Source organism: Pantoea sp. EKM21T (assembly GCF_011800405.1).
GTDB lineage: Bacteria > Pseudomonadota > Gammaproteobacteria > Enterobacterales > Enterobacteriaceae > Pantoea > Pantoea agglomerans.
Map to the genome: position 1 here is coordinate 395,118 of NZ_JAALFV010000001.1, position 12,591 is coordinate 407,708.

The following is a 12,591-nucleotide window of genomic DNA, read 5'->3' on the forward strand; positions in this document are numbered from 1 at the left end:
CCTTTATGCGCTAAAGCAATCCACCCTTTTACCAGTGAACCCCTCACCCCACCCTTCCCATCCGCACCATCGCCCGATACCAGGCTCCGCGCTGAATCGACCACCTTAATCCCACCGCAATCGCATTAATCTTCCGGTCAATGATCGCCTGCTGAAAGCGGCCGATTTCAGTACCGGACATTGCCTGCGCCCAGGCTGGCATCAGCCCGACCCCTGACTTAAGCATGATTTTCATCACCGGTTTTGCCTGCCAGCTGGGTGCGGGAGCATTCATCAGCAATCGCGTCACTTCGGCAGTGCGATGATCAAAGCGCAGCTCTGAACGCATCTGTTGCAGGTAATCCGCGACGTCGACGACGCTTTTCGGTACCTTCTCCGCCCCCAGCGCTTCGGCAATCTGCGCCGCTTCCTGATAGTACTGATCCTGCCCGGCACGGCTGAGGTTTGGATTTTTGTAGCGCAGATGGGCGGCCAGAAAACGGCTGGTCTCCGCCACATGCACCCAGGTCAGCAGATGCGGATCGCTGGCGGCATAGGGTTTGCCTTCACTGTCGACGCCGCTGACTTTCAGGTGAATGCGTTTCACCCGGTCAATCAGCGTCTGTGCATCCTGCGAATTACCGTAGGTGGTCACCGCGATAAACTGACTGGTGCGCCGCAGGCGGCCCATCATATCTTCGCGGAAATTGGAGTGATCCCAGACGCCCGCCAGCGCCGCCGGATGCAGCATCTGCAACAGCAGCGCGCTGATCCCGCCGCACATCATGGAGGTGAAGTCACCGTGGACGCGCCAGATCACGCTGTCCGGGCCAAACAGGCCGGGATCGCCAGGCGGTTGAGAGAGGTCAAATTCATTCATCGACAGGCCGTTAAGGCGGAATACCTGCTGCTGAATGCGGTCACGCAGATTAATCATAGCGGCTCTGATAGTGGATATGACGCGGCGCGCCGTAGCAGGACGCTAACGACGCGCCGCATCACCTTCCCCTGACGTCAGGGGAAAGGCTGACGGTTATAAATAGTTGAACTGCCCATCCTCGGTACGAACGGAATCGAGTCCAATCATCACGTTGAATTTGCCGGGCTCTGCAACATGCTGCATCTGCTGGTTCCAGAACTTCAGCGCATCCACGTCGATTTTAAAGGTCACGGTTTGCGACTCGCCCGCTTTCAGCATGATGCGCTTAAAGCCACGCAGCTCCTGCACCGGACGGCTGATGGAAGCAACCGGATCGTTGAGGTACATCTGCACCACCGTCGCGCCATCGCGTTTACCGCTGTTGGTCACGGTCACGCTGGCTTCAATGCTGCCGTTACGCGGCATGGTCGGTGAGGACATTTTTACCGGCGACACGGTGAAAGTGGTGTAGCTCAGGCCGTAACCAAACGGATAGAGTGGACCGTTAGCCGCGTCGTAGTAGTGCGACGTGTATTTGTTCGGCTTAGCAAAGTTGTAAGGACGACCGGTTGGCAGATGGTTGTAATAGATCGGAATCTGACCCACTGAACGCGGGAAGGAAACTGGCAGTTTGCCCGACGGGTTGTAGTCGCCGAACAGCACATCGGCGATGGCGTTGCCGCCTTCGGTGCCGCTGAACCAGGTTTCCAGCATCGCATCGGCCATCCGATCTTCATTCACCACTGACAGCGGGCGTCCGTTCATTAGCACAATCACCAGCGGCTTACCGGTGGCTTTCAGTGCTGCTAACAGCTTCTGCTGGCTCGGCGGGATCACCAGGTCGCTGCGGCTGGAGGCTTCGTGCGCCATACCCTGCGCTTCGCCCACGGCGGCAACTACCACATCGGCCTGTTTCGCTTTGGCGACCGCGTCATCAATCAACTGCTGCGGTGAACGCGTATCCACGGAAACCGCCTGCTCATAGAGGTTCAGGAAGTCCTGAATCCCTTTGTTGTCGGTGACGTTAGCGCCCTTCTCATAGAGCAGCGTAGCCTTGCCTTCGGTGGCATTGCGCATGCCCTGCAGCAGCGAAACGGATTGCTTCGCCACGCCAGCGGCGGACCAGCTGCCCATAATGTCGCGCTGGCTGTCTGCCAGCGGACCAATCAGGGCAATGGTGCCCGATTTTTTCAGCGGCAGCGTTTCCAGGCGGTTTTTCAGCAACACGATGCTCTTACGCGCGACGTCGCGCGCTTCAGCCCGGTGCAGACGGCTTTCCGCATTGGTGTCCTGCGGATCGCTCTCTTTCGGACCTAAATGGCTGTAGGGATCGTTAAACAGGCCCATGTCATATTTGACGTTGAGCACATGGCGCGCCGCATCGTCAATCTCCGCCATGGTGACGGCGCCGCTCTTCACCAGAGCGGGCAGATACTTGCTGTAATATTCGTCGCTCATGCTCATATCGACGCCCGACTTCAGGGCGATGCGAACCGCTTCCTGCGGATCGCTGGCGACGCCATGTTTGATCAGCTCTTTGATTGCACCGTGGTCGCTGATGGTGATGCCTTTGAACTTCCACTTATCGCGCAGCAGATCTTTCAGCAACCAGCTGTCCGCCGTGGCGGGTACGCCATTGATCGAGTTCAGCGCCACCATCACGCCGCCGCTGCCTGCATCCAGTGAGGCTTTATAGGGCGGCAGATAGTCCTGGAACATGCGCTGCGGGCTCATATCCACGGTGTTGTAATCGCGTCCGCCTTCAACTGCGCCGTAGAGCGCGAAATGCTTCACGCTGGTCATCACGCTGTAGCGATCGGCAGCACTTTTGCCCTGCATCGACTGCACCATGCTGCGACCCATTTCGCTGGTGAGATACGTATCCTCACCAAAGCCTTCGGAGCCACGGCCCCAGCGCGGTTCACGGCTGACATCCACCATCGGCGCCCAGGTCATGTTCAGGCCATCGTCGGCCGCTTCATAGGCAGAGACGCGCCCCACCTCTTTCACCGCATCCAGATCCCAGCTCGACGCCAGCGCCAAAGGAATCGGGAAAATGGTGCGCTGACCATGAATAACGTCGTAGGCGAAAAACAGCGGGATCTTCAGGCGGCTGAGCTGCATCGCCTGATCCTGCATCGCGCGGATATCCTGACGGGTTACGGTATTAAAAATCGCGCCAACCTGACTCTTCTGAATCATGTCGCGAATCACTTCTTTCGGATTATCAGGTCCGACGCTGATTAAACGCAGCTGGCCGATCTTCTCGTCCAGCGTCATTTTTTTAAGCAGTTGATTAACGAAGGCATCCCGCGCCTGTTCGGTCATCGGGTGGTTACCTGGCACTGTCTCAGCCAATGCCGGTTGCATCGCGAGGGAGACAGCGAGACTAACAGAGTAAATCCATTTCATCAGGTTGGGTTCTCTTAAGTAACTGCGCAATATCGAATAAACAGGCGGCAGTGTGCCACAAGATGAGAATAGCAGGTAGCTGCCGCTGTCACACTGCGTTGAGGTGAGTTGACGTGCTACAGTTAGGACGCACTGATAAGACAAGGGAACTGATCATGATACAAACCTCTGCCCTGCTTTCTGACCTGCGCCGCCTGGTCGGCCCTACCCATCTGCTGACTGAACCTGAACAGACCGCGCGCTATCGCAAAGGCTTTCGCTCCGGCGAAGGCGAGGCGCTGGCGGTGGCGTTTCCCGGTACGCTGCTGGAGCTCTGGCGGGTACTGCAAACGCTGGTGAATGCCGATGTCATTATCCTGATGCAGGCGGCGAATACCGGCCTGACCGAAGGCTCGACGCCGCATGGCGACGATTACGATCGTCCGCTGGTGATTGTCAGCACCCTGCGGCTGGACAAGCTTCAGCTGATTGACGAAGGCCAGCAGGTGCTGGCGTTCCCCGGCAGCACACTCTACCAGCTGGAAAAAGCGCTGAAGCCGCTGGGGCGTGAACCCCACTCGGTTATTGGCTCCTCCTGTATTGGTGCCTCGGTGCTGGGCGGCATCTGTAATAACTCCGGCGGATCGCTGATCAAACGCGGACCGGCCTACAGTGAAATGGCGCTGTTTGCTCAGATTGATGCGCAGGGAAAACTGAAGCTGGTGAACCATCTCGGTATCGATCTTGGGACGTCACCGGAGGAGATTCTGGGGCGGCTGGATGATGACCGCTGGCAGCCCAAAGATGTGCAGCACGATGGACGTCACGCCTCCGATCATGAATATGCCGACCGGGTTCGTGAAGTGGATGCGGATACACCCGCCCGCTATAACGCCGATGCGCGTCGCCTGTTTGAAGCCTCCGGTTGTGCCGGGAAACTGGCGGTCTTCGCGGTGCGACTCGATACCTTCGCCAGCGAACCGCAGCAGCAGGTGTTTTACATCGGCACCAACGAGCCCGGTGTTCTCAGCGATATCCGCCGTCACATGCTGGCGCATTTCACCCATCTGCCGGTGGCGGGCGAATATATGCACCGCGACATCTATGACATTGCGGAAGTCTACGGCAAAGATACCTTCCTGATGATCGACAAGCTGGGCACCGACAAGATGCCGCTGTTTTTCACGCTGAAGGGGCGGGTTGATGCCTGGCTGAGCAAACTCTCCTTCGTTAAACCGCACTTCAGCGATCGCCTGTTGCAGCGCCTGAGTAAACTGTTTCCGGCGCATCTGCCGAAACGCATGAAGCAGTATCGCGACAAATATGAACACCATCTGATGCTGAAGATGTCTGGCGACGGCGTGGCAGAAGCGCGTAACTATCTGCGCGACTACTTCCGTGAAGGCGGTGGCGAATTCTTCGAGTGTGAAGGCAAAGAAGGTGCGCACGCCTTTCTGCATCGCTTTGCAGCGGCGGGTGCGGCAGTGCGCTACCACGCGGTGCATTCTGATGAGGTCGAGGACATTCTGGCGCTGGATATCGCCCTGCGTCGTAATGATGCGGACTGGTTCGAAACCCTGCCCGATGAGATCCGCGCCTCGCTGAGCCATCGTCTCTACTATGGTCACTTCTTCTGTCATGTGTTTCATCAGGATTACATCGTCAGAAAAGGCGTCGATGTGCATGCGCTCAAAGCGCAGATGCTGGAGATTCTTCAGGCACGGGGCGCGGAATATCCCGCTGAACATAACGTCGGACATCTCTATCAGGCCAAACCGCAGCTGGCGGCGTTCTATCGCCAGCTCGATCCCACCAACAGCTTCAATCCTGGGATTGGCAAAACCAGTAAGCAAAAGGGATGGGCGGTGAAGCAGGTTTAATCGCCTTATCGGTCAGCCTGCTTATCTGAGCAGGCTGATTGTCATACAACCGGGAGGCCCGTTCGCACCACCAGCTTCCCATTGCAGCAGTCCTGCCAATAGCTAACATCTTCATCAAAATATTAATCTCCCCTCCCATATTGCACCTGCTTTATTTTATCTCATCGGGTTCTGCGCAATAGTTCACAAATCACCACGCTGCTAATTGATAATTCGCGTCGCGAAAAATAGAGTACCGCCACAATAATAATATTCTGCTTAATTATCCGGATTGTATTCAGGGAGGAATGATCATGCGAAAAATTAATTACGCGTTAGCGTTAGTTGAAATAGCCACCGTATTAATAGCGTTAACTGCAATAAGTTCATCACCGGCTTACGCCAGCGGATTTATTGAGGACTCATCGCTTAAAGGTAATGTTTTTTACTGGCAGCGTCAGCGAGATCGCAGAGACACCGATCCCGCCAGTGAATATCAGGGGCAGTATCGGGCTAATTTACATCATGCCTCGCTCAACAGTAATCTCGACTATCAGTCAGGCTATGCCGGAGAGTGGATTGGTCTGGACCTCGCCATTTTCGGTGCTGCTGAGCTTTCCAACAGCGGCCCCGCCGCACCCAATGAAATTGGCTTCAGTAAGGCGCGTACCCGCTGGGATGAAAAGTGGAATGGCGACAGCGGCGGTGCTTCTGTTTATAAAGCCGCACTGAAATTAAAATATAACGATTACTGGTTGCGTGCCGGTTATATTCAGCCAACAGGCCAGACAATTATTGCGCCACACTGGAGTTTCTTACCCGGAACCTATCGCGGCGTCGAAGTCGGTGCGCTGTATGATTTCCAGCAGGCTGGTACATTATCGCTCTCCTGGATGTGGAGCGACAAATATAAAGCGCCCTGGTATCGTGACTTATATGATTTTCGTCAGGCTGATGGCAAAACCCCTGTCAGCTACCTGCATTCGTTCGGCATGAAATATGACTTCAAAAATAACCTGGTGCTTGAGGGCGCATTTGGCCAGGCGGCGGATTATATGGATCAATATTTTGCCAAAGCCTCGTGGTCAGCCACGCCTGGCGGCAATGCACTCTACACCAGCTATCAGTTTTACGGCGCACACGACAAAGTATCGGGTGGTGCCGCTAATCCGCGTGATGTCTATGACGGCCTGGCCTGGTTACAGGCAATCACGGTCGGCTATACCGTCGGCCCGGTTGATCTGCGACTCGAAGGCAGCTGGGTCAAAGCAGAGGGGAATCAGGGCTTCTTCCTGCAGCGCATGACGCCAGGCTACGCCAGTTCCAATGGACGACTGGATATCTGGTGGGATGCCCGTTCCGACTGGAACGCCAATGGCGAAAAAGCGATCTTTGCCGGGGCGATGCTCGACTTAACGCCGTGGCAACTGGCGGGATGGAAAGTGGGCGCATCGTACGTCTGGGGCTGGGATGCCAGACCCGCCACGCTGCCCACCGTTGACCAGAGCCAGCGGCTGAAAGAGTCCGCCTGGAACCTTGATCTGATCTATCAAATCCAGCAGGGCCGCGCCAAAGATACCCTGTTTAAACTGCATTACACCCGCTACGACAACCACAGCAATCTGCCCAGTTACAGCGGCGGTTACGGCAACATTTTTCAGGACGAGAAGGACATCAAATTTATGGTTATCGTGCCGTTTACGCTGTTCTGACGCCCTGCAGACTCCCGGATATCTCTTCAGCAGCAAGGATGAATCAATATGTTTAAGTTAAGCCTTATCGCGCTCACTCTGCTGGGCGTTGCAGCCACAGGCCACGCCAGCTCGTCAGCGCAGCAGGTGGTGAATCAGATCAGCCAGTTTGGCGTCACTTATCAGGTGAACGATAATCAGGCCGCCCTTCATGGCACCGACTGCGCCGCGCTGGGAGCCGACTATGCCGCCTGCAATCGCGCCACCATTACCCTGATCAATAACGGCCCTGCCCTGACCGATAAACACTGGGCAATCTACATGAGCAACGTCCACCAGACGCTGCGGGTCGATAACGAACAGTTCAAAATGACCCATCTGGTCGGCGACCTGACCCGGCTGGAGCCGACTGAGAAGTTCACCGGCATTGGCGCGGGCGAATCGGTGCAGATTCCGATCGTTAACGAATACTGGCAGCTGTTTGCCACGGATGTGATGCCGCGCTGGTATGTGACGTCCGGGCAGGCCACCCCCAAAATTATTGCCAGCACCGATCATGAAGATCCCAGCCAGTTTGTGTTGCCGTTGGGGGATAACTGGCGACGCAGTGCCGATGACCGGAATATCCTGATGCAACCCGCCAGCCGGTTTGATAAAAACAGCGATGTTGCCACCCTGCCCGCCTCCGCGCTGCGCGGTCAAATCATACCCACGCCGCTTGAGGTGAAACTGCGTCCGCAGGATGCCGATCTCAGCCGTGGCGTCAGTCTGTCTCTGACCGGGTTGACCCGTGAAACCGGTGAGGCGGTAAAGCAGCGTCTGACCCTGCTTGGTCTGAAAGAAGATCCTGATGGATTTGCCATCAGGACACAGATCAAACCGGGTCACTTCAGCGGCAAACAGGCTAAACCGGGCGCATACGATCTGGATATCACCCCACGCCGTGCCATTGTGGTGGGCTACGATGCTGCCGGTGCGTTCTACGGTCTGATGTCGATTCTCTCGCTGATACCCACCGAAGGCGCGCCGCGTATTGCCACGCTGGAAGCCCATGATGCGCCACGCTTTGCCTATCGCGGCGCGTTTCTTGACGTTGCCCGCAACTTTCACACTAAGCAGGCAGTGATGCGGCTGCTTGATCAGATGGCGGCCTGGAAGATGAACCGCTTCCACTTTCACCTCAGTGACGATGAGGGCTGGCGGATTGAGATTCCCGGCTTACCGGAACTGACTGAGGTGGGGGCTAAACGCTGCCATGACCTGAGCGAACAGCGCTGCCTGCTGCCGCAGCTCGGTTCCGGTCCGTTCAGCGATAACAACGGCAGCGGCTATTTCAGTCGTGCCGACTACATCGAGATTGTGAAGTATGCGCAGGCCCGTCACATCCAGGTGATCCCGGAAATCGATATGCCCGCCCATGCCCGTGCCGCCGTCATCGCCATGGAAGCGCGCTATCAGCGGCTGATGAAGGAGGGACAACCTGAACAGGCCAGTGCGTATCGCCTGATCGATCCCACCGACGACTCTAATACCACCTCGGTGCAGCTCTATGACCGCACGAGCTATCTTAATCCCTGTATTGAGGGTTCGCAGCGGTTTGTCGATAAAGTGATCGGTGAGATGCAGGCGATGCACCGGGAAGCGGGACAGCCGCTCGGCGTCTGGCATTTTGGCGGTGACGAAGCGAAGAATATCCGGCTGGGTGCTGGCTACTCGGATAAACGCGACCCTAAACCGGGCACCGGTCTGCGCGACTGGAGTAAAGAAGATCTGCCGTGGGCGAAATCGCAGGTTTGTCAGGCACTGGTGAAGAGCGGCAAAGTGGAAGATCTGGCGCACCTGCCTAGCTACTTTGCCCTGACCGTCAGTGACATCGTTAACCGACACGGTATTGGCAAAATGCAGGCCTGGCAGGATGGTTTAAAACATGCCAAAGATTCAGCATCCTTTGCCACACCGCGCGTCGCGGTCAACTTCTGGGACACCCTCTACTGGGGCGGTTTTGACACAGCCAGCGACTGGTCACAGAAAGGTTACGACGTGGTGATCTCCAGCCCCGATTATCTCTATCTGGATTTTCCGTATGAAGTTAACCCGCTGGAGCGCGGCTATTACTGGGGCACGCGCTTCAACGACGAGCGCAAAATCTTTGGCTTCGCGCCGGACAACCTGCCGCAGAATGCTGAAACCTCGGTGGATCGCGATGGCAACTTTTTCAGCGCCAAATCAGAGAAGCCCTGGAGCGGTGCTTACGGCATTTCGGCCCAGCTGTGGAGCGAAACGGTACGCACTGACGCTCAAATGGAGCACATGATCTATCCTCGCCTGTTTGCAGTAGCGGAACGAAGCTGGCACCGCGCCAGCTGGGAGCAGGATTACAAGGCAGGTCAGGAGTATGCGGGGGGCAAAACCCATCTGGTCGATCAGCAGGCGCGTCTGAATGACTGGCAGAGATTTGCCAATCTGCTGGGACAGCGGGAACTGGCGAAGCTGGATAAGGCGGGCATCGATTATCGCCTGCCGGTGCCGGGAGCCAGAATCGTTGATGGCATCCTGTCGATGAACGTGGCCTTACCGGGCGTTACGCTGGAGTACAGCCTGGACAACGGCACAAACTGGCAGCGCTACGATGCCACCAGACCGCCGCAGGTCAGCGGTGCGGTGGCAATTCGCTCGGTGAGCCGAGACGGGCAGCACACCAGCCGCGTTGAATCCCTGTAGAAAGCGAAGTGTGAACGGGCTGAGAAGCCAGCGTTTGAATATGAAAAAGGCCGACAGAAGTCTAATGGCAGTCAGTTAAGCGACAGGGGATAACGCAGTCTGGTGCCGGGCAGGGGCTGGCGGTCCTCGCGCCGCTGCGCGGTTCCTTCACTTCATTCGCCTGCCTGACGGACCGCCGGGGATGGCACATCCTGTGCCGCCCCGCCTTTCGCCCGCGTCCTGCGGGCTCTCCTGGCAGACTCATTCTGTTCAGCGCTGCGGATTACCTGCCCCTGCCCGGCCCCAGCCTGCTCTGAAACTTCAGTGTGTATTGTTAAAAAGGGCACGATAGTGAAGGCCTGAGCGCCGCTGCTGCTCGCTCGCCCAGAAAAAAGGCTGCCACGTTTGACCGTGGCAGCCTTTACAAATCTGATCTTAACTGATCAGCATTAGACAGAAGTCGGCCCTTTCACACCTAAACCAGCTTCTCTTCGGGGACCGGCTCCGCACCCGCCATCTGCTGACGGCGCTCGATAATCATGGTTTGCGGTGTGGAGAGCAGGATGCCCTCTTTACGCAGACGCGTCAGAATATCGAACAGCAGATCGCTCTTCGCCCCTGCGATCTGGCGCTGACCCGCCACGTTACCGGTGACGCTCAGTATAATTCCCTGCTGAGTCAGATCTTTAAACGAAACGGATGGCTCTGGCGTCTCCAGAATGCGTTCATTTTCGTTGTAGACCTCCAGCAGGATATCGCGCACTTTCGCCGGATCGATATCGAGCGGGAACGTCAGCGTAATCGTGACCACCCCCTGCGCATTGCCCATGGTGGCATTTCGCACGTTCTGCGAGATAAACTGCGAGTTCGGCACAATCACCGTGGATTTATCGCCCAGCTGGATCTCGGTGGCGCGCACGTTAATCCGGCGGATATCCCCTTCGATACCGCTGATGCTCACCAGATCGCCAACCTTCACTGGCCGCTCGGTCAACAGAATCAGCCCCGAGATAAAGTTCTTCACAATCTCCTGTAAGCCAAAACCGATACCTACCGACAAGGCACTGACGATCCAGGCCAGCTTATTCCACTGCAGGCCCATGATCGACAACGTCAGCAGGATAATCAGCACATAACCGATGTTGCTGAACAGCGTCACCAGCGACACCCGCATGCCCACATCCATGGTGGTTTTCGGCAGAAAATCGGTGTCGAGCCAGCGGCGCACCGTTCGCAGCACATAGATACCGACGATCAGGCAGATTATCGCATTCACCATATGCGCCGGGACGATATTCAGGGATTCAAGCCCTTTACCACCCCAGAACTCAATCACTTTTTGCAGCAGCTCAATCGGTGTTGAAGAGGCAAAGGTCCCGTTGACCAGCGCCAGCGCCACAACCAGCACCAGGAAGGTTTTACCGATGGCCGTCAGCAACGTAGCCGTTTGCTGCAGATGACGCTCATTGATGTTAAGCGAACTCTGAATACGGCGACCGGTTGCGTTACTGGTCGAGAACAGGCTCTCACAGCCATCGTTGAGCAGATGACTGAGGAAGTAGAACGAACCAAACAGCAGGCCGCACCAGATCACTTCATAACTCAGGAACCGCGCCAGCGTGACGTAACCGATGAGCAGCGACACCAGAATGGCGATGCCGGTCAGCGTCAGGCCCATCTGGATCAGTCCGACCAGCGTAGAGCGAGCCTCTGGTGGTGTGCCCGCCTGGGTCATACGGCGACGAACCCGGTTGGTGCGCATGCTGATCGCCAGCGCGGTAGTACCAATCAGCAGTGCCGTCAGCCCGTTGGCAAAAATGGTGGTATTCAGGCTGGTGCCGACGCTGTAGTTAAACGCTTCGACCGTCTGGAAGATAAAGACCAGCACGGCGGTAATCGGTGGAAACGGTTTTAACGCCATCGCCACTTCATTGGAGATGGTCGGTAAACGCCAGCTGGGGCGACGGGTAGAGAGGAAAGCGCGTCCCAGTCCGGCAATCAGGCCACAAAAGACACTGAGCCGAACCAGTTGATCCACAAAGTCCTGAACGTTTTCAGAAACCTCATCATGGCGGGTAAAGGCCAGGGCGATGAAGTTAAAGGTGAGGACGACAGCCACAAGGGTGGTCAGGGCTATCGCTGCCGCCAGGAAACTGCGGCGCAGCTTCCCTTCCGGCAGTTTGTGAATGCTGATCCAGGCCAGAAACTCTTCGCTGTAACGACGGCCAGCCGTCATTACCAGCATGGCAGCCAGCAGCCAGAAAACACTGCCCACGCGCCAGCCCGGCTCCCATGAGAGTGCCGCAGTGTCCTGCAACTCCTGCAGGAATTCACCGATTTTCTCGCCATCCAGATCCTGACTATTGAGCAGCGGTGACCAGAAGCGCGGCCCCAGAATGGTGCCGGAGTTCAGCGCCAGTTGGCTTTTCAGCTGATCGCGGCGCAGGTTAACAATCTGCGAGGAGAGCATCAGCGCGCCATTTTTAATGCCTTCGGCCTGTTTGATCTGGTCGTCGAGTTTGCTTTTCTGACTCTCCAGCGCGTTACGCTTGCGCGTGACTTCCGACGTCTCTTTTACGCCGCTGTCGGCTTTAGGTGCCGGCCCCAGAACCTGCAATTGGGCTTCCAGTTGCTGGCGATCGGGGAGCAGCGCCTGGCCCAGCGTGTCGGCACTGCCTGAGAGCTCAAGCGCCATTTCATTCAGCTGAGTCAGCTTGTTTTCGCCAGCATCAACGGAGACCTGACTTTTAATTTTATCGAGGATCTTCTGCATTTTCGGCAGTTCAACCGCAGCATTCAGCTTCGGCGGAGCATCCTGTTCCTGAGCAGCAGTGGCCTTATCATCCGCGGCCAGCGTCAGCGCCGGGGCAAACGCCACCAGCGCCAGCATTAACAATGCAAAAAAGGATCGTAGCTTAAACATATGAGTAAGATTCCGGCAGCTTAAATCAGGCGATCGTCCCTCGCCAGTCGCGCGTAGTGTAGGGCTTTGCAAGGGATGGCAATATAGGAATAACGGGCATTTTTCGGGCTAATTCGGTGCAGACAGAAG

General features: G+C 56.6%; 6 protein-coding genes. 3 read left to right on the forward strand and 3 right to left on the reverse strand.

All coding sequences use genetic code 11. The features are described 5' to 3' along the window. Window positions 1-43: 43 nt before the first annotated feature. On the reverse strand, window positions 44-916 hold the full coding sequence (locus tag HFD87_RS01910; RefSeq protein ID WP_167422875.1) for an oxygenase MpaB family protein: 873 nt from the start codon (window positions 914-916) through the stop codon (window positions 44-46). 96 nt (window positions 917-1,012) lie between these two features. After that, on the reverse strand, window positions 1,013-3,310 hold the full coding sequence (gene bglX / locus HFD87_RS01915; RefSeq protein WP_033779533.1) for a beta-glucosidase BglX: 2,298 nt from the start codon (window positions 3,308-3,310) through the stop codon (window positions 1,013-1,015). A 155-nt stretch (window positions 3,311-3,465) separates the two neighbouring features. Here bglX and dld point away from each other — a divergent pair, with 155 nt between their 5' ends. The 3 genes from dld to HFD87_RS01930 all read left to right on the forward strand — a co-directional run bounded on the left by dld (window position 3,466) and on the right by HFD87_RS01930 (window position 9,560). Continuing rightward, the gene (gene dld / locus HFD87_RS01920) at window positions 3,466-5,169 is read left to right on the forward strand and encodes a D-lactate dehydrogenase (RefSeq protein WP_010260312.1); all 1,704 of its coding nucleotides are present in this window, start codon (window positions 3,466-3,468) and stop codon (window positions 5,167-5,169) included. A gap of 293 nt (window positions 5,170-5,462) precedes the next feature. Next, a complete protein-coding gene (locus HFD87_RS01925; protein ID WP_167422876.1) occupies window positions 5,463-6,860 on the forward strand; it encodes an OprD family outer membrane porin in 1,398 nt (465 codons plus the stop codon). A 48-nt stretch (window positions 6,861-6,908) separates the two neighbouring features. Further along, window positions 6,909-9,560, forward strand: coding sequence for a beta-N-acetylhexosaminidase (locus HFD87_RS01930; RefSeq protein ID WP_167422877.1), 2,652 nt, complete (start codon window positions 6,909-6,911; stop codon window positions 9,558-9,560). Between the two features lie 454 nt (window positions 9,561-10,014). On the opposite strand, the gene HFD87_RS01935 is transcribed toward HFD87_RS01930, so the two are convergent. Next, window positions 10,015-12,462 carry a DUF3772 domain-containing protein gene (locus HFD87_RS01935; RefSeq protein ID WP_167422878.1) on the reverse strand — a complete coding sequence of 816 codons (2,448 nt, stop codon included), beginning with the start codon at window positions 12,460-12,462 and terminating at the stop codon, window positions 10,015-10,017. Window positions 12,463-12,591: the final 129 nt, after the last annotated feature.

Excerpts from the sequence above, each read along its gene's own strand:
- HFD87_RS01910 (WP_167422875.1), bottom strand. The coding sequence starts at position 916 with ATGATTAATCTGCGTGACCGCATTCAGCAGCAGGTATTCCGCCTTAAC.
- bglX (WP_033779533.1), bottom strand. The coding sequence starts at position 3,310 with ATGAAATGGATTTACTCTGTTAGTCTCGCTGTCTCCCTCGCGATGCAA.
- dld (WP_010260312.1), top strand. The coding sequence starts at position 3,466 with ATGATACAAACCTCTGCCCTGCTTTCTGACCTGCGCCGCCTGGTCGGC.
- HFD87_RS01925 (WP_167422876.1), top strand. The coding sequence starts at position 5,463 with ATGCGAAAAATTAATTACGCGTTAGCGTTAGTTGAAATAGCCACCGTA.
- HFD87_RS01930 (WP_167422877.1), top strand. The coding sequence starts at position 6,909 with ATGTTTAAGTTAAGCCTTATCGCGCTCACTCTGCTGGGCGTTGCAGCC.
- HFD87_RS01935 (WP_167422878.1), bottom strand. The coding sequence starts at position 12,462 with ATGTTTAAGCTACGATCCTTTTTTGCATTGTTAATGCTGGCGCTGGTG.